Consider the following 24126-nt stretch of genomic DNA (forward strand, 5'->3'; position numbering starts at 1 on the left):
ATCCCCTTTTTTCACCGCTGATAACCACGCCCATACCTTTTAGTGTAGTTCCAGATTCTATCGGAGCGAGCCCCGAGACCCTACCGGGTGGGGGCGGAGAACCAACAATGTTCGAATTCATCACAGACGAGGAAGAGCGTGGTCAGGTGGGTATCGGTACCCTCATTGTGTTCATCGCGATGGTCCTGGTCGCCGCGATCGCCGCCGGTGTGCTCATCAACACCGCCGGCTTCCTCCAGACGAAGTCCGAAGCAACCGGCGAGGAAGCCTCCGCACAGGTCTCTAACCGCGTGACGGTTGTCTCCGCGTACGGGAACGTCACAACCAACGACAAGGTCGATTACGTCAACGTGACGGTCATGCGCGCCGCCGGTGCACAGAATATCAACCTCTCCAGTGCCACCGTGCAGTGGATTGGCCCGAACGAGGCCAAGACGCTGACGTACAACCAGACTGGTGCTGATGGGGATAACTTCAACACGACGAAGGTGAAGGGTGAGGGTGCGAAGGTTCTGTCCAGCCAGGAGAGCCGCATCACCATCGTCATGGACGCGAGTGAAATCGAGAACGCTGCTCTCGGTGAAGGGACGAACGTCCAGCTCACCATCACGACGCAGTACGGCGCGTCCACGGAGTACTGGGCGGCCGTCCCCGAATCGCTTCAGGATAAGAACGTGGTGGAGCTGTAGATGTTCGAGTTCATCACAGACGAGGAAGAGCGTGGTCAGGTGGGTATCGGTACCCTCATCGTGTTCATCGCGATGGTCCTGGTCGCCGCGATCGCCGCCGGTGTGCTCATCAACACCGCCGGCTTCCTCCAGACGAAGTCCGAGGCAACCGGTCAGGAAGCCTCCGCACAGGTTTCCAATCGCGTCACCGTCGTGAACGCGTACGGAAGCGTGAACGACGCGAACGACAGCGTCAAGAACGGGACAGTTCACTTCGTCAACGTGACGGTGATGCGTGCGGCCGGTTCGGAGAACATCAACCTCTCCGAAGCCACCATCCAGTGGATCGGCCCGAACCAGGCGACGACGCTGGTCAACGGACCGAACAACGCCGACCAGACGTCGAACGAGCAGTTCGCGACGATCGGCGTGACGGACGACGACCAAGATCAGGTGTTGTCCGACAAGGACACCCGGATCAAGCTCGTCATGAACGCCACCGCGATCAAGAACGACGACGGTTCCTTCAGCGGCACCGGCAATAGTCTGACGGGCCTCATGGAGGGTGAGAACGTCAAACTCACCATCACGACGCAGTACGGCGCGTCCACGGACTACTGGGTCTCCGTGCCCGAGTCCCTGATGGACAAGCAGGCCGTCAAGCTGTAAGACGGCATCCACTTCTGTCGCATCGCTTTTCGAACGCCACGATTTTGTACTCGGCTACCAACTGGTAATCGTGCCTTCGCTGTACGGACTGGAGCGCTCCGGTGACGTCTACAAGCTCGTGGAGTTGCTCCGAGAGAGCGAGAAGGAGACCGTCCGACGGCGCGCGGCCGAAATTCTCGGCAACCTCGACGACCCGGAGTCCGAGGGCGTCGACGGGCTCGTGGAGGCGATGAGCGACGAGGCAGTGTCGGTTCGCGCGGCCGCCATCGACGCGCTCACGCAGCAGGAAGCCGTCGACGCGCTGATGAAGGGCCTGGGTCGGTCCGTTGACGACGCCGGAGCGGAGTGGGCCCAGGCCGAGACGTTCGTCGAGGACCTGGGTTCGGACACGCCGGAGATGCGGATGGCGGCCGCGAACGTGCTCGGCTTGCTCGGCGTCACGGAGTCCGCGCGGCCGCTGGCGGCGCGACTCGAGCGCGAGACAGAACCCAGGGTTCGAGCCCGGATTGCGCGGGCGCTGGGCCGCGTCGACGAACCCAGCGTTGCCGGCGCGCTCGTGGAGTGCCTGCGCGGGGAGCCACTCGAGGTGCGGCGGGAGGCCGCCGAGTCGCTTGGTCGACTCGGTGGGAAGACGGCGCTCCGGGGACTGCTTGCCGTCGTCGACGACGACAGCGAGACGATGCGGCGCGCGACGGTGAGTTCGCTCGGCAGGTTCGGTCGCACGGAGCCAGTGGACCCGCTCGTGGAACGCCTCGGCGACGGGAGCGACCTGGTTCGGCGCGCGGCGGTGTTTTCTCTCATCGAGATCATGTCGAACGTGCCGCCGGGGAAGAGCCACGAACTCCGTGAGACGATCGTCGACCGGATGGCGGCGCGCAGCGACCCGAGCATCGTGGCGTCGCTGGTCGAGATCATCGAGGAGGGATCACAGCTCCACCAGCGGCGGAACGCGACGTGGATGCTCGGCCGGGTCGCCGGCGATCAGTCGACGAAGATGGAGGCAGTGGAGGCGCTCGTCGGCGAACTCGGCGCCGACGACGACCTGCTCTCGCAGTTCGCGGCGACTGGACTGGCCGAGATCGGCGGGCGGTCGGTGGAGACGTCGTTGCTCGAGGTCATCGAGTCGGACCGGTACGGCGAGGACGCGGTGGCGATGGCGGCGTTCGCGCTCGGGAAAGTCGGAGGGGACCGGGCCCATCAGCGCCTCCAGAAACTCGTCGACGAGACCGAGAACGACGAGGTGCGGCGTCGGGCGTTCTCTGCAATCTCGAAACTCGGTGGGCATTCCTGAACTGGTCGAGCACTCCTGACACTCGAATCACTGGGTCGCCGCACGGCGATTTCAATCGCGAGAATTGCACACAAAAGGTTAAATACGCCAGTTGAATACGTATCCCAGTAATGAGTACGGACGCGTCGGCGCGTCGGGCGAGCGACTGTCTTCCTGCGGACACACCAACTCCGGGTTCCGGATGAGCGAGTCGGAGTACAAGGTCGCGGACGGGCCGGGAAAGTTCCTGCAGGTCGTCAAAGACGGCCGCCGACTGAAGGACGCGGAGTGGACGAACGGTCGCATCCTGCTCTCGAACAAGCGGGTCGTCCTGGCGGGCAACGACGGGAAGCGCACGCTCCCGCTGTCGAAGGTTGCGAGCCTGAGCGGCCGCTACGACGTGAACCAGACCGTGGCGAAGGTCAGCGACTACGTCACCATCCAGATGCAAAACGAGAGCGTGGTGTTGCTCTCGCTGGGCGAGAACACCGAGGAGTTCGAGCACAAACTGTACGGCGCGCTGTTAGACCAGACGGAGGTGCTGGTGAAACATCCCGCCGTGAAGGGGGGCGTGGTCCAGGACACGACTTTCGAGCGCGCGCGGATCAAGGTCGACGACGACCAGTTGAACGTCGCGATGTCGAATGGCGAGTTCGTGCCCGTCGAACTGGACGACGTCGGGTCGGCGGAGGCGGCGTCCCTGGAGGTGCAGGGAGAGACGAGTCCGGTGTTGAAGACGGAACATACCGTCGACGAGGCGAGCGTGCAGACGTACTTCTCGAGTGATTCACACACCTGCTCGATCCTGGAGTCGCTGCTCAGCAAGGAGGCGCGCAAGAGCCAGGGGTCCGTCGAGCTCTCGGAGACCGAAAAGCGCGTGCTGATGGCGCTGTACTCCGGGGTGGCCTCCTTCGAAATCCCGGACTTCCTCGGGATGGACGTCGACGAGGTGGAGTCCATCTTCGAGCGACTCGTGGAGGTCGACGTGTTAGAGGAGGTGCGCAAGCGCCGCGAGGTGGCGATGAAGACCCGCGGGCGAAACATCGCGAGTGAAGCAATAAACGAGGAGTAGCGAGCCCAGCAAGCAGAAGCTGCGGATCAGTACCGGCGACCAGCGGCTTCTTCAGCCTAATTGTTCACGTCCTCGAGGTGTTCGCTGACCGCGGCCTGCCCGAGCGAGGTGAGTTCCACTGTTCCCTGCCGAGCCTGCGAGGCAGGGCCCGTCGAACCGTGTTCGATGGCGTTCTCGTCTACCACGAACCCCTTCTCTTCGAGGTCACTGAGCAACATTGTGAGGTGGCTGACGTCGACGCCGAGCACGCCCGCGAGGCTGACATCCGGACCGGTGGAGTAGATGGCGACGAGCGCCTCGACCTCGTCGTCGGAGAGCGTGGCGTCGCCGAGGTCCTGCTTGAGTTGCGCGTACTGGAGGCGCAGGAAGCGCCCGAGGATGTTCATGCGACGACTGGAGTCGAGTGCGAGTTCGGTGGTGACGGCGCTGGCGTCACCCACGTGGCGCACGGAGAGCAGCGGGCGAGAGGAGCCGCCGACGTCGCGTTCGAGTCGCTCGAAGTGCGTGACCGTGGAAACGACGATGCGCGCGCTGGTGGCGCCGCGGAGTTCGACGGCGTCCGGGACGAGGAACAGGTCGGCGGTGTCGAAGGACTCGTCGGTGATGCGACCACCCCGCCTCGCGGGGTGTTTGGCGTACACGGTCGTCCCGTTGAGCAGCGCCTTGAACACGAGCGTGACGAACCGGTCGACGGTGTCGCCCCCGCCCTCGACGACGGCGACGTGTTTCTGGCCGTCGCGTTCGTAGCCGATGGTGACCGTGTCCTCGAAGAACTTCGCGAGGTCGCCCGGCGCGGACGCGTGCTTGACGTCGAACACGCCCTCGAGGGGAACGACGACTCTGTCGTCGCTCGTGACGAGTACGATCTGGCGCTTGCTCATCACGACACGGCCGCGCACGGGTTCGGCGTGCGTGGCGGTGTCCGGGATGAACGTCGTGACGAAGTCTGCGATGGCTGATTCCGACATGTCCCCCTGGTTCGCTCACAGGTGGACGGCCCGAGAGAATAAGCGTTACTCCTCTCCCGCGAACCGACCAGTCGTCTTGCCGAGTCAGTGGTTCGGTCGCGCGTCGACCGGCGTCCCGCTCAGTCGTCGCCTGGGAGCCGTCGGTAGATACGAATCCGTGGGTCTGCGGCCTCGAATCGCTCCTTGACGCCGTTCGGGAGGGTTTCGGTCTGGCCGAGAACGAGGTGGCCGTCGGTCCGAATGGACGCGCTGACGGTGTCGAGTATGGGGCGTTTGTACTGTTTGTCGATGTAGATGCAGACGTTCCGGCAACACACAAGGTCGAATCCGGACTTGGGTTCGTCCGTGATGAGGTCGTGGCGCTCGAACGTGACGACGTCTTTGACGTGGTCGGCGACGACGAAGCCGTGGTCGCCGTCGCGTTCGACGTACTCCAGGGGGTCTTCGAGGAAGTCGAGTTGCTCCCGAATGTCTGCGGTTCGGGTGCTCTGGTAGCGGCCGGCGCGGGCGCGAGCGAGCGCGTCTTGGTCGATGTCCGTGGCGAGTACGTCCACCTGCCACGGTGAGAGGCCGGCATCGAGTGCGAGCATCGCCAGTGAGTACGGTTCGCGGCCGTCCGCGCACGCCGCGCTCCAGATGGAGATGCCGGAGCTGTCGGCGTGGTCGGTGAACACGTCCTCGAGGGCCGACCACACCTTCCCGTCGCGGAAGAACTCCGTGACGTTCACGCTGAGCGTGTCGAGGAGCGCAACCCGTTCCTCGTCGTCTTCGCGCAGTACGTCGAGGTACTCCGCGTACGAATCCGCGCCACAGCGGCGCATCCGCGCGGAGACGCGCCGGTCGAGGTACGAGTCGTCGTAGTAGCTTGTGGCGAACTCCGTCTCCCGTTCGACGTACGACAGCAGGTCCTTGAAATCGGTCATGGTGGTAGTTCGAAGGTGGTCATAGCACGAGTACCTCGGCGTCGACGCGCTCGACGGTGACGTCGCCAGTCGTCGGCGAGAACGACACTGACCGTCCAGCGTTCCCCCCGGTCTCCTCCGCGACGAGTTGGACGCCCTCGTCTGAGAGGGCGCGTTTCGCGGCTTCGACGTTCCGCTCACCGACGGCCTCGCCGATGGAGATGTCGAGCATCGAACTCCCGCCGACGAGTTTCGCCTCGAGGGAGTTCCGGGAGACATCACGGCGTTCGAGGTCGGCGAGGAGTTCCGCGAGGCCACGGTCCACGTACTTCCCCGGCGTGTTCACGGACGACCCCGTGGACTCGGCGGCCGCCGGAAGCATCGCGTGGAGGAGGCCGCCGACGGCCGAGTCAGAATCGTAGATAGAGACGGCGACACACGAGCCGAGGCCGGACGTGACGAGCGTTCCGTCGCCGTCGAGCGCGCGCCACTCCGCGACGCCGACGCGGATCCGCGGCTTGGATTCCGTCACGATGTATCCCCCGACAGTCTGGCGGCGACGTCGGCGAACGCGTCCACCTCGGTCGGACTCGGAAGGGCGACGACCCGACAGAGGAACTGTTCGCCCGCGCTCACTGTGGTGTCGAAGACCGCTACGCAGTCCGCGTGCTGGCCGTAGCCGGCAGCGATGGTGCTGAGGACCGCGCGGCCGTTCGCGCGGACGTGAGACGGCGTGGACACGTCGATTGTGGAGTCGAGTGCGTTCGCCCAGCCGTCGAGGAAGCCGCTTGCGGTGACGTTGCCGAGTTCGGCCACCGCGCTCTCCGCGACCTTGGCGTCGGCGTCTCCGCTCGGGAGCATCGCGTCGGCGACGGATCCGGGTTCGATCTCCTCGAACAGCACCGCAATCACGCTGTCGATGCGTCCCTCGCACTCGAACACTGCGCCATCGTAGGGAGCGTCGTCGAGGAGTGCGGGGACGCGCTCGACCGGCATGAAGTCGACGTGGGACTCCACGACGTCGGTCTCGAAGCCGGTCATCCCCTCGATGTGGTCGGCGACGCCCGCCGCGTTCTCCTGTGTGAGGCGGCTGTAGGCCACCAGGTCCTCGAGGGACAGCGGGTTCTCGCCGGACGTCGGCAGGTACGCGAGGAACGGTTCGACGTCGGGGACGACGGCGATCCGGCAGGTGCCCTCGACGGCCTCCACGCCGACGTGGCTCTCGAAGACGAACGCGCAGTCGTCGACGACCGCCGCGTCCGGAACGAGGTCGTCGTCCGTCACTCGCTCGGGCATCCGGATGTCGATGGTGTCCGGGGCGTCCTCGGCCCACACGTCGACGAAGCCGCTCGTCAGGATGTTCGATATCTCGGGGATCGGGTCGCCGCCAACGGGTAACCGGTCGGTCGCGTGGGCCGCGAACGTCTCGTCGAAGGAGACGAACGCGCGCCCGGAGAGCGCGCCGTCGAACGGCACCTCGATCCTGGTCTCAGCGTCGCCGAGGAAACCCGGGACCGCGGCGGTTTCGACGAGCGCGGTCCGCGTGAGGTGGCTGAACGCCTGCACGTCCGCCATCGTCTCCAGGGCCCTCGCCGCCTTCCCCGCGCCGTCGTCGCCGACTCGGCTGAACGTGCCGAGTGCACCCAGGTCGACCTGCATCTCAGATGTCGTTGATCATCGAGACGAACGCCTCGATGTCCGGGAAGGAGTAGATCTTCGCCTCGACGTCCGCGTCGGGGGCGTGGAGGGTCGCGTCGAACACCATCGCGATCTCGTGCTCGCCGGGGTCGACGCAGTGCTCGACGATGTCGTGGCCGGACGCCCGCAGCAGTTGGGGCGTGGAGATGTCGATGGTCCGCCCGAGCACGTTCGCCCAGCCGTCGATGAATCCGGAGGTCATGATGTTGCCGACCTCCCGGATGGCCGAGCGCTCCATGTCGCTGTACGCGCCGCCATTGCTGTCGATGCCACCGAGCATCGTGTCCGCGAGTCGGCGCGCGCTCTCGTCGTCGAAGAGCACGAGCACGGAGCCGTAGGGCTGTTCTTTGAGCGGAACGTTCACCCCCACCTGCTTCTCGGGGCCGAGGTGCGCGCCCAGGTCCTCGACGTCGATGACGTTGATCTTCGTGATCTGCATCTCCGTTTCGACGCCGGTGAGCTGGCTCATGTTGTCCGCCACCGTCGTCGCGCCCTCGCGGGCGAGTTCGTTCACCGTCTGCAGCCGCCGAATGTCTATCATCGTGCTCATGGTTCAGAGAGTTCCGACGTCCAGAATCGTCACCACGTCGCCCTCGCCGAGCACCGCGGCACCCGACAGCCCGGGAATGCCCGAGAGGAACCCCTCGAAGGGTTTGACGACGACCTCCTCCTGCTCGCGCACGTCGTCGCAGTGGATGGCGACCTGCCGCTCGCCCTCGCGGATGCGGACGAGCATGCCGTCGCCGTTCTTCGTCTCGCCAGGCACGTCGAGGGCCTCGCCGAGTCGGACGAGCGGGTAGACCGTGTCGTCGTACGTGATGACCTCCTCGCCGTCCACGCGCTCGACCGACTGCATGCGCGATATCTCGTCGACGGTCTTGATGGGAATGCCGTACTCCTCGCCGCCGCTCTCCACGAACAGCACCTTCACGATGGCGACGGTCACCGGGAGCGTGAGCGTGAACGTCGTTCCCTCGCCGGGCACGCTCGACACGGAGACCGAGCCGTCGAGTCGCGCGACTGTGTCGCGGACGACGTCCATGCCGACGCCGCGCCCGCTCACGTCCGTCACCTCGTCGTTCGTGGAGAACCCGGGGTGGAAGACGAGGTCTTCGACCGCCGCGTCGTCCATCTCCTCGACCTCGGCCCGGGACTTGATACCCTTCTCGACGGCTTTGTCGCGCACACGGTCGCGGTCGATGCCGCCGCCGTCGTCTCTCACCTCGATGAGCACGCGGTCGCGGTCGCGCTCCGCGGAGAGCGTGATGGTTCCCTCGGGGTCCTTGCCGTTCGCCGTTCGCTCCTCGGGGGATTCGATGCCGTGGTCGACGGCGTTCCGCAGGAGGTGCATCAGGGGGTCGGATATCTCCGTGAGGATGGTGCGGTCGAGTTCCACGTCGTCGCCCTCCACGACGAAGTCGATCTCCTTGTCCTGCTCGCGCGCGAGGTCCCGCACGAGACGCGGGAACTTCCCGACGATCTTCTTCATCGGGACCAGGCGCATGTCCATCACGGTGTCCTGCAGGCTCGAGGTTATCTTGTCGAGTTCGTCGAGTTCGTCCGACGCGCGGCGGTTCGACCCCTCGACGCCGCGCTGGAGTTTGATGCGCGTCGTCACGAGCTGTTCGACGAGACCGTGGAGTTCGTCGAGTTGGTCGACGTCCACGCGCACGGACTGGATCTCCGTGTTCGGGTTGTCGGTGTCACTGGTTTCCTCGGCCGTCGAGTCGTCTGCTGTGGATGCGTCAACGCCGGAGCCACCCGCTTCAGAGTCGCTCGCTTCAGCCTCGTCTGCTTCGGACTCGTTTGCTTCAGAATCGCCTGCGGACTCGCCCACGGAGTCCGGAATCTCGTCCGTGAGTTCCGTGACCGACGCCCCCGATAGCTTCGGGAACGACTGCACCGTCGCGGCCACGTCGGCGAGTTCGCTCGCTACCACCAGGTCGAAGCTGTCGTCGTACTCGCCGTCGTTGATGGCGTCGGGGCCGGGGTCCGCGCCGAGCAGGTCGAACTCCTCGGTGGTGGCCTCCAGAACGAACATGCCGTCGACGCCCTTCATCTCGGAGTCGCCCATGTCGACGCGGACGTGAAAGACGCGGTCTGTGACCCCCGCGAGCGACGACTGGTCGACAATCGCGAATGGGTCGATTGCTGGGTCGGCGTCGTCGTCTGTGGAACCGCGCGCGTCGTCTGTAGAACCGGACGCGTCGTCCGCCGCTTCTGCATCGACGTCGGCCTCGTCTGCTCCGTCCTCGAGTACGGCGCGCACCGACTCGATGGTGCCCGAAACGTCTCGCTGGACCTCGCCGGTCTGCTCGATGTCTGTGAGACACGCCTCGATCTCGTCGACGCCCTCGAAGACGCGGTCCATCCGGTCGCCCGTCACCTCGAGGTCGCCCTGGCGCATCGCGTCCAGTAAGTCCTCGATGGCGTGGGCGAGGTCGCTGGCCGCCTCGAAGCCCATCGCGCCGAAGTTGCCCTTCAGCGTGTGGGCAGTCCGGAAGATGGAGTCCATCGCTTCCTCGTCCTCCGGGTCGTCCTCGAGTTCGAGGAGCGCGTTGTTCAGGTTCGTCACGTGCTCTTCGCCCTCGCGCACGAACGCCTCTAGGTAGTCGTCCATTCAGGAACTCCTCCGTACTGAATCCGTGATTGCTTCCGTGAGCCCGTCCGCCGCCAGCACCTCGTCCACGCACCCGGTCTCGATGGCGCGCTGTGGGATGCCGAACACCGCGGACGTCTCCTCGTTCTGGGCGAGCGTGTGCCCGCCCTTGTCCTTCACCGCGCGAATGCCGTCCGCGCCGTCGGTGCCCATGCCGGTGAGCGCCACGCCCACCACCGGGTCGGTGACACGTTCGGCTGCCGACTCCATCGTCACGTCGATGGCGGGCCGCACGCTGTGGCGGCGGTCGCTCTGGTCGAGGCGGACGCGCAGTCGGCCGTTCGAGTAGCCCGAGACGCGCATGTGGTAGTCGCCGCGCGCGACGAGTCCCTCGCCGGCGCTGATGCGCGCGCCGTCCTCGGCCTCCCTGACGTCGTAGTCGCTGGCGCGGTCGAGTCGGTTCGCGAACCGGGACGTGAACTGGTCGGGCATGTGCTGGACGACCAGCACGCGGAATCCCGCCTCGATGGGCAGCGCCTCGAGGATCGACTCGACGACGTTCGGCCCACCGGTCGACGCGCCAACGAGCAGCGTCGGATTCGCGACGTACTCCTCGCTTCCCGTCTCGGTGGGCGTCGTCTGTTCGACGTCCCGCGCGGCCGTCGGGTCCGCCACAGCGGCGCGTTCGACGGCGTTCACGAGTCGCTCGCTGTGGCCCGAGAGCTCCGTGGAGATGGTCCCCCCGGGTTTGGCGAACGCGTCCACTGCGCCGTTGTCCATCGCCTCGAGGGTCGCGTCGGCGCCCTCGGTGGTCAGCGCGGACAGCATCAGGATGGGTGTCGGCGTCTCGGCCATGATCGCCTCAACCGCCTCGATGCCGTTCATCTCGGGCATCTCGACGTCCATCGTGACGACGTCGGGTTCGACCTCGGCGGTCTTCGAGACCGCCTCTCGGCCGTTGTCCGCGGTGTCCACGACGTCGACGCCGCCGTCGGTGAGGATGTCGCTGATGACCGTCCGCATGAAGTGGGAGTCGTCGACCACCAGCGCTCGCGTCATGCCAGCACGTCCGAGATGGCGTCCATCACGCTTGGCTTCTGGAACGGTTTCGTGATGTAGCCGTCCGCGCCGGCCTTCACCGCGCGCTTCATCTTCTCCTCCTGGCCGATGCTCGTGCACATGATGATGTGGGCGCCCGGGTCCGCCTCCTTGATCTCCGAGGTCGCCTCGATGCCGTCCCGGATCGGCATCACGATGTCCATCATCACGAGGTCGGGGCCGTACTCGTTGTACATTTCGATGGCCTCGACGCCGTTCTCCGCCTCGCCGACGATTTCGAACTCCTCCTCCAGAATCTCCCGGAGCAGGTTCCGCATGAACTCAGAGTCGTCCACCAGTAGGACCTCCTTGGGCATGGTAGCCCCCTTCGAACAAGGGCCTAATAAAGTCTCGTCACCGATTATCAGCGCTGATTGTCGTCGAGAAGGCGGTTCCGTTGGCCGGTTCGCGCCGGTGGTGCGTAGCGCCGATGAGACGACCTTATCGGTGCTGAGCGCCGTCGACGTCGCCCTCGTCGACCGCGCCGATGAGGGAGTCGATGTCCACCCACAGTACCAGGTCGACGTCCTCGGGATTGCCGTCCTCGTCGACCTCTCCGACGTGCTTCCGGATGACGCCCCGGACCAGGTCGCCCTCGATGGCCGCGGTGCCGATCCGCTCGACGTCCTCGCCCGTGTCGACCTGAGGTTCCGGGTACGACGCCACTTCGGTCACCTCGGCGACGCGCAGTCCGATCTTCTGCTTGTCGTCCGCGCGATCAAGCACGAGAATGTTGTCCGAGACCGCGTCGCCCTCGATGGCGAGGAACTCCCGGGGGTCGACGATGGCGGTCGTCTCCCCGCGCAGGTCCATCACGCCTTCGACGGCGTCCGGCGCTCGCGGCACGCGCGTGACCTGTTTGGATTCGACGATGCTGTCCACGGCGTCGATGTCGATGGCACAGACCTCGTCACCGAGTTCGAACTCGACGACGTGGGCGGCGGTCTCGACGGGGCGTTCGGCTTCCTCGAGATTCATCGTTTGCCCGAAGAGGACACACCACGACCAAAACTGTTTCGCGGCGCCGCGCCCACCCGGGTGCGCTGGTCGTCGCCGCAACGCCCGGCTCTACTGCCGTTTCGTGAACACGAGTCCGTCGTCCTCGGAGACCGCGGCGACCAGGTCGCCGATCGAGTCGTCGGGGCCCAGGCCCTTCGCCTCGACGTACTCCACGAGTCGAGCCGTGGGGTAACGGACCCGCACACCGGATTCAGAGAGCAGGATGCCGAGCGCCTCGTCGACTGGCGTGTCGGTGGCGACCTGGCGAGCGTACCACACCAGGAGGCCGTCGAACGCCGCGCCGATGTCGTCAGTGGCGAGTTGCTGGTTCGCGACGTCGTCGCCGGCTTTCGCGGCGACGTGGTGGGCGTACGTGGTGTCGTGACGGGTGAGTTCCTCGGACAGCCACGACTTCACGTCACGACCGGTGATGTCTCCCTCGTCGTCGGTGGCTGAGTCGTCACTGGCCGGGTCGGCGTCCGCAGTCGTCCCGCCGTCGTCTGTTTGGGTGGCGTTGGGGTCAGGGTCAGTGCCGTCGTCGACCCCCTCGTCCTCATCCGGGGCCGGGTTGTCGGCGGGTTCCGGACGGCGAGCGCTCGTGGACGCGTCGCCGGTCGCCTCGTCGGGCGCCGCAGGCGGGCCGTCCGACCCGACGACGAACCGGCCCTCGCCGAGCGGCGCGACTTCCTCCTGCTCGGTGATGTCGAGTTCGTCCGCCGAGAGGACGCGCCCGTCCGTGTCGCCGTCCTCGTCTCCGCCTTCGCGCATACCCCGCCGTTCACCGGCACGCGTCTAAAGTCTAACGCGGTGGCCCGCCCCTAGACCGACCAATCAGAAAACATATACGGCAGATGATAGAGTTGTTCTTCCCTCCGACGTTCGTAACAGAAAGCATTTCACATGGTGGGAGAATGGGTACCACAGGTCATGACAGACCACAGCAGACGGCGGTTTCTGAAGGGGGCAAGTATTGCAATGAGCGGACTGGCGCTGGGGGCCGGGACGGGCGCCGCGTCGAGTGCCGAGAACCAGCGGTTCCTCGTGGACCTCACAGCGGTCGACCGCAGCGATGTTCCGAACGACGTCGAGATTATCCACGACGTCTCGGAGGTCGACCTGCTGGCAGCGCGCGGCGACCCGAGTTCCGTACCCGGGGCCGCGTCGACGATGCCCGAGGTCACCGCCCACCAGGACGACAACGGGCCGGCGATTGAACACGGTGGCCCGAAGGCGAACAACCACAACTTCGACGGAACGGCGTCGAACACCGAACTGCAGTGGGACAAGCGCGTCCAAGACGTGGGGGACCTGACGGACAAGCCAGACGACGAACAGACGGTTCACGACACGACGAAGGGAGCGGGGACGCGCATCGCCGTCGTCGACAGCGGCGTCTACGACGCACACCCCGACCTCGAGGACGTCGTCAACGACGAGTTGTCCGAGAACTTCACGACCGACAGATACGACTGGCGACCGAACGGCGCCGGGAGTCACGGGACGCACGTCGCGGGCATCATCGCGGGGACGAACAGCAACGACGGCCCGGACGGTGGCATCCTCGGCACCGCACCCGAGACGGAGATCGTCTCTCACCGCATCTTCTCCGGCGTCAAGGGTGAAGGGGCGTACCTCGGGGACGTGATCGCGGCGCTCGTCTCGGCCGCGGACAAGGGCTGTGACGCGGCGAACTTCAGCGTCGGCTACGGTGTCGCTCCCACAGACGAATCGTGGGTACCCATCGTCAGGGAGGCGTACAGGCGGTTCACCGCGTACGCCCGCGAGAAGGGGATGGTCTTCGTGAACTCGGCGGGGAACTCCGGCGCGAACATGACGCCGGAGGAGACCATCAGCCTCCCGACGGAGGTCGAAGGAACCTTCGGCGTGAGCGCAACCGGCCCTATCGGCTGTGGCTGGGGGAGCAACCACGACGACAACGAGGAGAAGTGGCTCACCGGGGACCGCCTCGAGGAGCCGACGACCCAGCCGGCGTTCTACACGAACTACGGCGACGCCGTCGACGTGAGCGCGGCGGGCGGCAACGCCGATCTCGACGTCATCGGTACCGGCGTACCGTGGTACAACGACCTCGTGTTCTCGAGCATCTACACGACGGACGAGAACGGGGACACCGTCGCGGGGTACGGCTGGAAGGCCGGCACGTCGATGGCCGCGCCGCAGGTCGCCGGCGCGGTTGCGCTCGTGCGGTCGCTTCGTCCCGACGCGAGCGTCGACGAGGTGGAGTCGCTCATCCAGGAGACGGCGAGCGACGCCGAGGAGGGCGAAACCTACCACGGCGCCGGCCACCTCGACCTGGAGCGACTCGTGACGGCTGCCGAGTAGGCGCTCGTCTGCGGGAGACGAGAACCCACACGCAGTTTTATCGCATCCATCTACGAACTGACAGTCATGAGCTGGTACGCGGTTCGCGCGCTCGACGAAGCGCTCTCGGAGACGCGCTCGATGCTGTTGCCCTTCGACCTCGGCGTGTGGGTTCGACTGGCGTTCATCTCGTTGTTCGCGGGGCTGAGTACGCCCCAGGTACCGTCGATGAACTGGAGTTTCGGGCCGACCGACTTCGACGGGGCGGGCCCGGGAGCGTTCGACCCGGGAGCAGGTGGCGTGATGGCCGGAGAATCTGCGCTGGTCGCCGCGGTGTTGCTGTTCGTCGCCGCTGTGGTCGTCGTCGGAGTCCTGTTTCTGCTCGTCGGCGCGGTGATGGAGTTCGTGCTCGTGAGCGTGCTTCGCTCGCGGGCCGTGCGGATTCTGCGTCCGTTCCGGGCGCAGGTCTGGAACGGCGTCCGGCTGTTCGGTTTCCGTGTTGTGGTCGGCGTCGTCGGCCTCGTGGCGTTCGCCACGGTCGCGGTGCCCGCCGCGCTCGCGGCCGTCACGGCGACCCCGCTCTGGCTGCTCGCACTCGTCGTGACCATCCCGCTGCTGGTGGTGGTCGCCGTGCTCGCCGCTCTCGCCCTCGAGTTCACGACGGCGTTCGTCGTTCCCCTGATGGACGAACACGACGACGGCGTGTTCGCCGGCTGGCGGCGGCTGTGGCCGACGCTGCGCGCGGAGTGGAAGCAGTTCGGCGTGTACGTCCTCGTGAAGGTGGTGTTACTCGTCGGTGCCGGCTTCGTCACCGGACTCGCGGTTGCCATCGTGGCCGTCCCGCTCGTGTTGCTCGTCGGAGCCGTCGGCTATCTGGGTTCGCTGGCGGTGCCGAACGTCGCCGCGCCCGTCGTCGTCGCACTCGTGGCCGCCACGGTCGTCGCGCTGGTCGCGCTCGCCGCGGTGAGCGTCCCGATCATGACGTTCCTCCGCTATCACTCGCTGTGCACGCTCGCGTCGTCCCCGGCCGAGTTCGACCTCCGCCAGGTTGGGACCGACGCGGAGTAGTCCGGGTAGTCGGTCGGTTTTCCGCTCCGGAACGCGAACGCCACACCGTGACGAAAGCCCGCGAGGACGGGACCCGCCCACTCGCCGAGGAAGTCCACGAACTGGCCCCCCGAGAAGCGACGAGTGCAGCAGAGGGCAGCGGTGGGCAGCAGATGGCAGCGAACTCTGCACTTCGGAACGCTCTCGAATCGCACTCGGAGCGGCAGTTTCTGGTATCGAAACTCGTCGTTTCTTGCTCGAAACGATAAGTCACAGCCCCGTGACGTATTGGGTAGAATCATGAGCGACGAGAAGAAACACGAACGAGGCAGCGTGAAACCTGGCGACACGTCCGAGCGCGTCGGGATGAAGATTATCAGCGAGCGCGGTGGTGACCCCGAGGAGATCCGGGAGAAACTCATCGACGCCATCGGCGCGGAGTTCTCCACGTACTACCACTACACGAACCTCCGAACCCACCTCGCGGGCCACGAGGACTACAAGGAGATCGCGGAGGACGCCCGCCTCGAGGACCGCGCACACTTCGAACTCGCGATGCCGCGCGTCTACGAACTCGGCGGGATGATTCCACGGGAACTCAGCGACTTCATGGACCGCGCGTCCTGCGCGCATCCATACCTCCCTGAGGACCCGACCGCGGAGAACATCCTCGAGGTGCTCCTCGAAGCCGAGCGGTGTGCCATCCGCACGTGGGCGGAGATGTGTGATCTCACTCAAGGCGTCGACCCCCGAACGTACGACATGGCCCAGCGGATCCTCCAGGAGGAGATCGACCACGAGGCGTGGTTCGTCGAACTCCTCTCGATGGAACGCGACGGCGAGGTCAATCCCGCCGGCCACTTCGTCCGCGACGAACCCGGGGACGCACCCCTCTCGACGAACAACCGGTTCAACCGGTCCGCGTAGTCACCCCCTGTTTTTCGCTCTGCGTAGTTCCTCCATTTCCGCTCTGCGCAGCTCCCTGCTTTCCCCTCTGTACCCTGCGTCCCTCGAAGTACACAGCGCGGACGCCGTCGCGTCGACCCCGATAGCCGTGCGAGAAAGATGGAGGACCCCTGATGGGAGCGACTCTCTTATCCTCCTCGCGGCCGTCTCATCCAGTGTGACCACGTACACCGTCACGCTGGACATCCCCGCGGACGCGGGCATCGAACAGGCCGGCGAGACCGTGACGGTCGAGGTCGACGAGGACGAGTACGTCCTCTGGGCGGCCCGCGAAGCGGGCGTGTGGCTGCCAGCAGACTGCCAGCAGGGGTGGTGTTGTACGTGTGCGGCCAAGCGCCTCGACGGAGTCCTCGACCACTCGGACGCCCGGCGATACTACGACGTCGACGCGGCGGCCGACTTCGTCCTGCCGTGTCGCGCGACACCCGACTCCGACTGTCACCTCCGTGCCTTCCAGTACGAGGAGATGCTCGACCACCGCGCCGACCACGACCTGCCGCCGGGAAACTCGAAGCGCTGACAGACGATTCTGCCGGTGGATGGCCCCGAGACCGCTACCCTCAACACGTCGCCCGCTGTACGCAGTGACATGTTTCCGCGTCTGGAGTACCTCGAGTGGATCTCTGGTCGCCCGGAGGTCGCCATGCACGACCTCGGGTCGAGTGACCTTCGCGGCGACCGCGACCACGAACCCGAGGCCGTCCCGGACCCGCTGGTGGGTCTCGAGGACCCGCCAGTCGGCGCGTCCCTGGAGATGCAACTCGCCGCGGAGTACGGCGTCGACCCCGACCAGGTGCTGTTGACCCCTGGCGCGTCGACCGCGAACTTCGTCGCGGCGGCCGCCGCGCTCGACGCCGAACTCGAGGAAGGAGGGCCGTCGATGGATGACGACGACGCGGACACGCGGGACCCTCGCGTACTCGTCGAGAAACCGGCGTACGAACCGCTCGTGGAGACGCCGCGCGCGCTCGGCGGGAACGTCGACCGGTTCCTGCGCGAGGACGACTACCGGTTGAACCCCGAGCGCGCAGCGAACGCGACGGTCGAGAACACGCGACTCGTCGCCGCCACGAACCGCCACAACCCCAGCGGTGTGCGCTCGGACCGCGACACGCTCCTCGAGCTCGCCGACGTCGCCGCGGACTGCGACGCACGACTACTCGTCGACGAGGTGTACGCCCCCTACGGTTCGACTCCCGACGAAAGCGAGTCGACTGCGTTCGGCGCGCCGACCGTCGCGGACGTCGAGAATACCGTCGTCACGAGTTCGCTCACGAAGTTCTTCGGCCTCGGCGATCTGCGCGTCGGTTGGCTCGTCGCCGACGCGGAGTTCGTTTCGCGGGCGCGCTCGGTCGCCCACCACATCCCCGGGTTCGCAGGCACCAGCCGCGCGCTCGGGATGCGGGCGCTCCACAACAAGGACACACTCGTGGAACGCTCGCGGGACCTGGCCGCCGAGAACTCGGCGGCGCTCGACGCGTTTCTCGACGCCCGCGACGACGTCGATGGATTCGTTCCGGAGGGAAGCACGTTCGCGTTCCTCGACCCCGAGAACGTGGACGGCGACGAACTCGCGGCGGCCGCGTGGGACGAGGGTGTGCTCGTCGTCCCCGGCCGCTTCTTCGACGACCCCGAGCGCGTGCGGGTGAGCCTCGGCCGGACCCCGGAGTCGAGCACTGCCGCGCTCGACGCCCTCGGCGTCGTACTGGACAGCTTTCGGTAGGTCAGTGCGCTCACAGCGGCGTGCGGCCGTCCGACGCGAGCCAACAATCGTTAAGGCCCCCCGTTCCCTGCTACGGGACATGGACTCCGAAGCAGACGAAATCACCTCGCTCGTCGGCCGCGAGGTCTACTCGAACAACGGCGTCTTCGTGGGGGAAGTCGAGGACGTTCGACTCGACCTGGACGCCGAAGTCGTCAACGGACTCGCGCTCTCGGAACTCAACGCGCAACTGTTCCAGGACGCCGCGACCGGCACCAAGGGCGTCATCATCCCGTACCGCTGGGTTCGTGCGGTCGGCGACGTCGTCCTCATCAACGACGTCGTCGAGCGCTACGAGACGCCGAACGCCGAGGAAGAGGCCGCGGTCTAGTTCTCCGGCCCGTCTCGTACTGCCAGGTTCTCTGCGTCGAGCAGTCGCCGCGTCGACGGTCCCGACTCGGCGGCCACGTACAGAACACCCTGTTCGTGGAGTGCCGGATGCGGAATCGCGTGCGGTCGCGCGTCCTGCACGAGGCAGAGCGCGTTCACGAACGCGAGTGCCTCTTCTACGGCAACTGTGGTCGCCGCGACCGCGCTGCTGCGAGATACGCCCGCCTTGCAGTGAATCAGCACCGACCCGTCGCGTCGATACAACTGTCGCGCCGTGTCGACGGCGTTCGCGAAGGCACGCCAGTCGTTCTCCGCGTCGTCGGTCAGCGGGCAGTGGTGGGTCGTCGCCAGTTCCACGGATCGCGTCAGTGACACCACGTGGTCGAACGACTGGCCGCGGTTGTCTGGACGCGCCGCGTGGGCGTTCCCGAGGTAGAGGTCTCGGTCACCGAGACGCCGAACGACGGGCTGGTCGGCGGCGTATCCGAACGGGCGAACGAACAGGTCTGGTTCGGTCGAGTCACGACTCATCGACCGCGACCGAGTCGGCTGGCGCGGGCGTGCGGGGGTCTCGTTAGCTCCCGTTGCTTCCGCTCTCGGACTCGACACCCATCGCGCCGAACAGCTTCCGCGTGACCGCTTCGCCCGTGAGCGAGAGCAGCGTGTCGCGGTTCTCCTCCGTGGTCTCGATGCCCGTGAAGATGCCCAAGGGGATCTCCGCGCTCGCCTGCGTGGAGTGGCCCGCGGACTCACCGATGTCCTCGAAGGCGTCCTCCAGTACGCGCCCGATATTCAGCCGGATGTCCTTCGAGCGCGCCGCCAGATAGATGGTGTTGTCCACGATGCCGAACACCGCTGTCGTCGTGATTCCTTCGAGGTTCAGAAGTTGAGAAGCGGCCTGCGCGAGCGCGTCCCGCTCGCGGATGAACCCCGCGTTCGAGACCAGGTGGCTGCCCTGGACCTCGCGGCTCGTGATGGCCTCCGCGAGCACGTCCAGGGTCTCCGGACTCATGTTCGGTGATTCGACCTGTTCGAGGGTGTCGTGGTCCGCGAACGGGTAGAGGTACGCCGCCGCCGTGAGGTCCGCCGGTGTGGTGTCCCGGCGGAAATCCAGGGTTTCCGCGCGGATGCCGTAGAGGAGAGCGGTCGCGACCTCCTGGCTCACGGAGAGGTTGAACTCCTGGATGTACTTCGTGAGGATGGTGGAGGTTGCGGAGACGTTGGGGCGGACGTCCGCGAACTCCGCGTCGACGTCCACCTCGGCGTCGTAGTGGTCGATGAAGATGTCGATGTCGTGGTCGACGTCGACCTCGCCGGCCTTCGCCGGGTCGACGAGCGCGACCGTGTCGTAGTCGTCGATGTCCACCGAGTCGTACGCGGTGAGGTCGATCTCCAGGAGGTTCACGAACGCACGATTCTCCTGGTGGCCGATGTCACCGAAGTAGAGGATGTCCGCGCTCACGTCGAGGTGGTTCGCGATAGCCTGCAGCGCTGCCGCGGCAGCGATGGAGTCCGGGTCCGGGTTGTCGTGCGTGACGATGGCCATCCGCTCCTCGGTGCCCTCGATGACGTCCGATAGCTGCTGTGCCTTGTACTCGAGTTCCCCCGACTCGAGGGCGTGCAGGGCCGCGTCCGAGATGACCGAGGATGGATTGATGACGACGTCGGCACCCAGGTCCGTGAGTTCGTCGCTCGTTACCGGGTCCCGAGCGCGCACGACGAGGAACTGCTCGTCGTTGCGCTTCCGGATGTTCGAGACCGCGGCTTCGTTGGCCTCGACGTCCGAGGCCATCACCAGAACGACGTCGCGGTCCTCGACGAGTCCGGCGACCTCCTCGTCCCGGATGTCCGCGACCTGCGCGTTCAGGTCCTGGTCGCGGAGCGCTTCGACGCGGGCCTCGTCGCGGTCCACGATGAGTACGTCCTTCCCCCGCTCGACCAACTCCTCGGCGACGGCGTGGCCGACGCTCCCGCAGCCAAGGATGGCGTACGTAGACATCGAGGAGATGGTAGCCCGACTGCTCATGATATCGCGAGATACCGCCGGCCGTTACTTAATCCTCCCGACCTGCGGTCAGTCGTACGTCAGCGTCATGCCGTCGTCGAAGCGCAGATCGCCGCCGTTGAGATGACTGCCGAGTTCCGAGAACCCGAGCACGAAGAGGTTCGCGACATCCACGGGTTCCATCAGTTCACTCGCACGCGCCTGCCCGAGCATCACGTCCTCGACGACCTCTTGTTCGGTGATTCCGCGCTCTGCGGCGGTGTCGGGGATCTGGTCGACGACCAGCGGCGTCTTCACGTATCCCGTCGAAACCGAGAACCCACGCACGTCGCCGTCCTCAGAACGCTCCGCGTTCTGATGGGCTGCGGAAGACGACGAAGTCGTCTTCCGAACGTCACCCTCTGCCGCAATTGACTGCGTGAGGCCGCGCAACGCGAACTTCGCGACGTTGTACGCAACCTTGTCCGACGTGACGTAGTGGCCGTGCACGGACGCCATGTTCCCGATTGCGCCGCTCCCCGACTCCCGAATGTGCGGCAGCGCGTGCTTCGAGACGAGCACGGGCGCGCGAACCATCACGTCCTGCATCGTGTCGTAGACGTCCATCGGGAACTGCGAGAGCGGCGCGACGTGCTGGAGTCCCGCGATGTTTGCGACGAACCGCAGGTCGCCGAATTCCGCCGCCGCCTCGACGGCCGCTATCACGTCCTCGTCGTCGGTCAGATCGGCTTCCACGACGCGCACGTCGCCGTCTGCGTCGAGGTCCGCTGCCGTCTCAGCCGTCTCGACCAGTCCGTCCTCGTCTACGTCCACGCCCGCGACCGTCACACCGTTTACCGCGAGCGCCACGGCCGTCGCTCGACCGATTCCAGACGCAGCACCCGTCACGAGCGCCACGCTCTCCGATACGAACCGGTCGTCGTCGACAATCTGGACGTCGTCTCGCTCGAGTGTCGGGGGCTCGACTGACATGTGCGCCCGTTCACAGCACCCCGCCATAAAGCCGCGCCGTGCCCCGTTCTCCGAATCAGAACGTATTTTAGTACCCCCGTGCAACTTTTCGTTGCGTTGGGCCGGTAGCTCAGTTTGGCAGAGCGACGGACTCTTAATCCGTCGGTCGCGTGTTCAAATCGCGCCCGGCCCGCTACTCTATTACAACGACCGCGGGCGACTGCCGTGTCGCTCGCGTCGTTTTGCGGTCGTGTCGCGGGCAAGCGATTTGAAGCCTATCAGACGCAGCCCGCGAGTGAGCGAAGCGACCGAGCAGGAACGTCTGATTTCGGTTCAAATCACGCCCGGCCCGTTGTACCTTTTTGCTGCGCTCGCGGCCTGCGGCCGCTCGCTGGCAAAAAGCTACGCTAAAAAGCGCTCCTCGTTCCTGCCGCTCGCTTCGCTCGCGTTAGTCACTCGTCGGCCCGCTCGCTCACTCCGTTCGCTCGCGGTGAGTACCGTAGCAGTGCAACACAGCACTGCAACCGCGCTACTCGGTCGTGGTCGCCGGCTAGCACAATATTATTCCTGGCGTTACACGTCAATTCGGCAGCACGCGCCGGTGGCGGCCTCGGTCTCCTCGAGCCACGCCGAGAGACAGCCGTAGTTGCAGAACGCGCCCTCCCGAGATTCGTTCTCGCCCCGACCCCGGGTGACGAACACAGGGTTGTAGGGCGTCAGGTCGCTCCCGCAGTACGTACAGTCGGTCACGACCGGACAGACGGGCCGAGTACGCTAAAAAACGACGGTGAGTCGTTGGCTACTCGTTCTGCGGGCTGTAGTTCGGCGCTTCGTCCGTGATCATCACGTCGTGCGGGTGGCCCTCGGTCTGGCCCGCACTGGAGACGCGCACGAACTCCGCGCGTTCCTTGAACTCGGGGAGCGTGGACGCGCCGACGTACCCCATGCCGGACTGGATGCCGCCGACGAGCTGGTGGAGCTCCGAGGCGAGCGAGCCCTTGTACGGCGTCGCGGCCTCGACGCCCTCGGGAACGAACTCCTCGTCTTCGTCTTCTTCCTTGAGGTAGCGGTCGCCTCCGCCGGACTGCATCGCGCCGACCGAACCCATGCCGCGGTACTGCTTGTAGCGCTTGCCGTTCATCGTGATGACGCGACCCGGGGCTTCGTCGGTGCCAGCGAAGTACGACCCGAGCATCACGGCGTCCGCGCCGGCGGCGATGGCCTTCGCGGCGTCGCCGGAGTACCGGATGCCGCCGTCCGCGATGACGGGGACGTCGTGTTCGACCGCGACGTCCGCGACCTCCGAGACGGCAGTAATCTGGGGCATCCCTGCGCCCGTGACGACGCGAGTGGTGCAGATGGAGCCCGGACCGATACCGACCTTCACGCCGTCAGCGAAGTCCACGACCTCCTGGGCGGCCTCGCGCGTTCCGACGTTGCCGACGACGACGTCCGCATCGACGGCCGCCTGGATCTCGCGGGCGGACTCGATGACGTTCTGGTTGTGCGCGTGCGCGCAGTCGATGAACAACACGTCGGCGTCCGCGTCGTCGGCAGCGGTGGCGCGGTCCGCCTCGAACGGGCCGACGGCGACGCCGACCCGGAGCCGGCCGTCGTCGTCTCGCGCGGCGTTCTCGTGTTCGCGGCGCGCGAGGATGCCCTGCATCGTGACGAGGCCGACGAGGTGGTTGTCGTCGTCCACGATGGGGACGCGCTCGATCTTGTGCTCGTACATCAACTCGAGGGCGTCGCGCGCGTCGATGTCCTCGGGTGCGGTGATGACCTCGTCGGTCATCGCCTCGCGAACGGTGTCGGACTCGCCGACCTCGAGGTACGGCCGGATGTCGGTACCCGAGATGATGCCGAGCACCTTGTCGTCCTCGTCGACGACGGGCGCGCCGGAGACGCTCGCCCGCTCCATCATCGCGTCCACGTCGCTGACGGTCTGGTCGGGCGTGGCCGTCACGACGTTCTCGCGGCGGATGACGAGCTCGTCAGCGCGTTTCACCTGCTCGATCGCCGCGCCGGTCTCGGAGACGTCCATGTTGCGGTGGAGGACGCCGAGCCCTCCCTCGCGGGCCATCGCGACGGCGAGTTCAGCTTCGGTGACTGTGTCCATCGCGGCCGAGAGCACGGGGACGTTGAGGGTGACGTTCGTGGACACTTGCGTGCTGACGTCGGCGTCGTCGGGTTCGACGCGGCTCTCTCTCGGTCGGAGCAGTACGTCGTCGAACGTGAGCGCTTCGGGGACGCGGAGTTTCTGCGAGAACTGACCGTCCGGATGTTCGTTCGCCATGTAAACCGTCGCGGCGCGGCAGGCAAAAACGTTGCGAGGTTGGTCGAACGTGTGTGGAACGGGAATACGTACGCTATCTCGATGCACACTCGTGGTCTGTTGGGAGGAAGCAGTGCCGAACGAACGACGACAGAGCGTCGACAGAACGGATGAACGTCAGAAATGAGGGTCCGAAAACGAGCATCCTTCGACATCCATCGGATTACTCGTTGGTCAGAAAGCACCCACTTAAAGAAGGGCACGAGTCCCACACCATATGTGGGCGCGTGTCACGCAATCTTTATGGAATTTACCCGAATGATTAGTCGTATGGACTCCATCAGTCCCGAATCGGTGCGTATCGCCGGCAACTACAGCAACGCCTCCGGCGCACTCGCCACATTTTGCGGTCTCTTCGGGCTTCGAGGAAAACTGATGGAGCGACTCGGGCACGTCGTACCGGACACGCGGTCCGCGTATCGCCTGCCTGGCTACACGTCGCCCAGTTACGGGTTGAGTCCGTAG

The 24126-nt window shown here is 66.0% G+C and carries 26 protein-coding genes and 1 tRNA gene; 12 read left to right on the forward strand and 15 right to left on the reverse strand.

Features of this window, described 5'->3' with window-relative positions:
• Nucleotides 1-107 precede the first annotated feature (107 nt).
• The 4 genes from LT970_RS05755 to cheF1 all read left to right on the forward strand — a co-directional run bounded on the left by LT970_RS05755 (nucleotide 108) and on the right by cheF1 (nucleotide 3679).
• Nucleotides 108-689, forward strand: coding sequence for a flagellin (locus LT970_RS05755; protein ID WP_232688514.1), 582 nt, complete (start codon nucleotides 108-110; stop codon nucleotides 687-689).
• A complete protein-coding gene (locus LT970_RS05760) occupies nucleotides 690-1337 on the forward strand; it encodes a flagellin (RefSeq protein ID WP_232688515.1) in 648 nt (215 codons plus the stop codon). It abuts the gene before it with no gap.
• Between the two features lie 70 nt (nucleotides 1338-1407).
• Nucleotides 1408-2628, forward strand: coding sequence for a HEAT repeat domain-containing protein (locus tag LT970_RS05765; protein WP_232688516.1), 1221 nt, complete (start codon nucleotides 1408-1410; stop codon nucleotides 2626-2628).
• Nucleotides 2629-2809: 181 nt separating this feature from the next.
• Nucleotides 2810-3679, forward strand: coding sequence for a chemotaxis protein CheF1 (gene cheF1, locus LT970_RS05770; RefSeq protein WP_232688517.1), 870 nt, complete (start codon nucleotides 2810-2812; stop codon nucleotides 3677-3679).
• A gap of 56 nt (nucleotides 3680-3735) precedes the next feature.
• Here the strand turns inward: cheF1 and LT970_RS05775 are convergent, their stop codons facing one another.
• The 10 genes from LT970_RS05775 to LT970_RS05820 all read right to left on the reverse strand — a co-directional run bounded on the left by LT970_RS05775 (nucleotide 3736) and on the right by LT970_RS05820 (nucleotide 12711).
• Complete coding sequence (locus LT970_RS05775; RefSeq protein WP_232688518.1) at nucleotides 3736-4647, reverse strand: CheF family chemotaxis protein; 912 nt, start codon at nucleotides 4645-4647, stop codon at nucleotides 3736-3738.
• Nucleotides 4648-4766: 119 nt separating this feature from the next.
• Entirely contained in the window at nucleotides 4767-5570 is an 804-nt protein-coding gene (locus tag LT970_RS05780; RefSeq protein WP_232688519.1) for a CheR family methyltransferase, read from the reverse strand.
• A gap of 19 nt (nucleotides 5571-5589) precedes the next feature.
• Entirely contained in the window at nucleotides 5590-6081 is a 492-nt protein-coding gene (locus LT970_RS05785; RefSeq protein WP_232688520.1) for a chemotaxis protein CheD, read from the reverse strand.
• Nucleotides 6078-7208, reverse strand: a complete 1131-nt coding sequence (locus tag LT970_RS05790) for a chemotaxis protein CheC (protein WP_232688521.1) — start codon at nucleotides 7206-7208, stop codon at nucleotides 6078-6080. Before LT970_RS05790 ends, LT970_RS05785 begins: the two co-directional genes overlap by 4 nt.
• A 1-nt stretch (nucleotide 7209) precedes the next feature.
• On the reverse strand, nucleotides 7210-7797 hold the full coding sequence (locus LT970_RS05795; protein ID WP_232688522.1) for a chemotaxis protein CheC: 588 nt from the start codon (nucleotides 7795-7797) through the stop codon (nucleotides 7210-7212).
• Nucleotides 7798-7800: 3 nt separating this feature from the next.
• Nucleotides 7801-9867, reverse strand: a complete 2067-nt coding sequence (cheA, locus tag LT970_RS05800; protein ID WP_232688523.1) for a chemotaxis protein CheA — start codon at nucleotides 9865-9867, stop codon at nucleotides 7801-7803.
• Nucleotides 9868-10905 carry a chemotaxis-specific protein-glutamate methyltransferase CheB gene (gene cheB / locus LT970_RS05805; RefSeq protein ID WP_232688524.1) on the reverse strand — a complete coding sequence of 346 codons (1038 nt, stop codon included), beginning with the start codon at nucleotides 10903-10905 and terminating at the stop codon, nucleotides 9868-9870.
• On the reverse strand, nucleotides 10902-11261 hold the full coding sequence (gene cheY / locus LT970_RS05810) for a chemotaxis protein CheY (RefSeq protein WP_232688525.1): 360 nt from the start codon (nucleotides 11259-11261) through the stop codon (nucleotides 10902-10904). The genes cheB and cheY overlap by 4 nt, the downstream gene beginning before the upstream one ends.
• Before the next feature lie 124 nt (nucleotides 11262-11385).
• Nucleotides 11386-11922: a chemotaxis protein CheW gene (locus LT970_RS05815; RefSeq protein ID WP_232688526.1), complete on the reverse strand. Its 537-nt coding sequence runs from the start codon at nucleotides 11920-11922 to the stop codon at nucleotides 11386-11388.
• Between the two features lie 90 nt (nucleotides 11923-12012).
• Nucleotides 12013-12711, reverse strand: a complete 699-nt coding sequence (locus LT970_RS05820) for a DUF7500 family protein (protein ID WP_232688527.1) — start codon at nucleotides 12709-12711, stop codon at nucleotides 12013-12015.
• A gap of 159 nt (nucleotides 12712-12870) precedes the next feature.
• Here LT970_RS05820 and LT970_RS05825 point away from each other — a divergent pair, with 159 nt between their 5' ends.
• The 6 genes from LT970_RS05825 (at nucleotide 12871) to LT970_RS05850 (ending at nucleotide 18371) form a co-directional block, all read left to right on the forward strand.
• Nucleotides 12871-14286 (forward strand): S8 family peptidase, encoded by a 1416-nt coding sequence (locus LT970_RS05825; RefSeq protein WP_349292243.1) that lies wholly within the window; start codon nucleotides 12871-12873, stop codon nucleotides 14284-14286.
• A 66-nt stretch (nucleotides 14287-14352) separates the two neighbouring features.
• Complete coding sequence (locus LT970_RS05830; protein WP_232688529.1) at nucleotides 14353-15333, forward strand: DUF7544 domain-containing protein; 981 nt, start codon at nucleotides 14353-14355, stop codon at nucleotides 15331-15333.
• 279 nt (nucleotides 15334-15612) lie between these two features.
• On the forward strand, nucleotides 15613-16239 hold the full coding sequence (gene dps / locus LT970_RS05835) for a DNA protection during starvation protein (protein WP_232688530.1): 627 nt from the start codon (nucleotides 15613-15615) through the stop codon (nucleotides 16237-16239).
• Between the two features lie 196 nt (nucleotides 16240-16435).
• The gene (locus tag LT970_RS05840; RefSeq protein ID WP_232688531.1) at nucleotides 16436-16798 is read left to right on the forward strand and encodes a 2Fe-2S iron-sulfur cluster-binding protein; all 363 of its coding nucleotides are present in this window, start codon (nucleotides 16436-16438) and stop codon (nucleotides 16796-16798) included.
• 69 nt (nucleotides 16799-16867) lie between these two features.
• Nucleotides 16868-18001, forward strand: a complete 1134-nt coding sequence (locus LT970_RS05845) for a pyridoxal phosphate-dependent aminotransferase (RefSeq protein WP_232688532.1) — start codon at nucleotides 16868-16870, stop codon at nucleotides 17999-18001.
• A 79-nt stretch (nucleotides 18002-18080) separates the two neighbouring features.
• Nucleotides 18081-18371, forward strand: coding sequence for a PRC-barrel domain-containing protein (locus LT970_RS05850; RefSeq protein WP_232688533.1), 291 nt, complete (start codon nucleotides 18081-18083; stop codon nucleotides 18369-18371).
• On the opposite strand, the gene LT970_RS05855 is transcribed toward LT970_RS05850, so the two are convergent.
• The 3 genes from LT970_RS05855 to LT970_RS05865 are packed head-to-tail and all read right to left on the reverse strand — an operon-like array spanning nucleotide 18368 to nucleotide 21374.
• Complete coding sequence (locus LT970_RS05855; RefSeq protein WP_232688534.1) at nucleotides 18368-18901, reverse strand: protein-tyrosine phosphatase family protein; 534 nt, start codon at nucleotides 18899-18901, stop codon at nucleotides 18368-18370. The genes LT970_RS05850 and LT970_RS05855 overlap by 4 nt on opposite strands.
• Before the next feature lie 43 nt (nucleotides 18902-18944).
• Nucleotides 18945-20396, reverse strand: coding sequence for a DHH family phosphoesterase (locus LT970_RS05860; protein WP_232688535.1), 1452 nt, complete (start codon nucleotides 20394-20396; stop codon nucleotides 18945-18947).
• 48 nt (nucleotides 20397-20444) lie between these two features.
• Nucleotides 20445-21374: an SDR family NAD(P)-dependent oxidoreductase gene (locus LT970_RS05865; RefSeq protein WP_432419607.1), complete on the reverse strand. Its 930-nt coding sequence runs from the start codon at nucleotides 21372-21374 to the stop codon at nucleotides 20445-20447.
• A 71-nt stretch (nucleotides 21375-21445) separates the two neighbouring features.
• Here LT970_RS05865 and LT970_RS05870 point away from each other — a divergent pair.
• Nucleotides 21446-21519, forward strand: a tRNA-Lys gene (locus LT970_RS05870).
• Between the two features lie 380 nt (nucleotides 21520-21899).
• On the opposite strand, the gene LT970_RS05875 is transcribed toward LT970_RS05870, so the two are convergent.
• Nucleotides 21900-22076, reverse strand: coding sequence for a hypothetical protein (locus tag LT970_RS05875; protein WP_232688537.1), 177 nt, complete (start codon nucleotides 22074-22076; stop codon nucleotides 21900-21902).
• Nucleotides 22077-22125: 49 nt separating this feature from the next.
• On the reverse strand, nucleotides 22126-23622 hold the full coding sequence (guaB, locus tag LT970_RS05880; RefSeq protein WP_232688538.1) for an IMP dehydrogenase: 1497 nt from the start codon (nucleotides 23620-23622) through the stop codon (nucleotides 22126-22128).
• Nucleotides 23623-23931: 309 nt separating this feature from the next.
• Here guaB and LT970_RS05885 point away from each other — a divergent pair, with 309 nt between their 5' ends.
• Nucleotides 23932-24126: a hypothetical protein gene (locus tag LT970_RS05885; protein ID WP_232688539.1), complete on the forward strand. Its 195-nt coding sequence runs from the start codon at nucleotides 23932-23934 to the stop codon at nucleotides 24124-24126.

The sequence above is a fragment of the Halobacterium zhouii genome, assembly GCF_021249405.1.
GTDB classification, from domain to species: domain Archaea; phylum Halobacteriota; class Halobacteria; order Halobacteriales; family Halobacteriaceae; genus Halobacterium; species Halobacterium zhouii.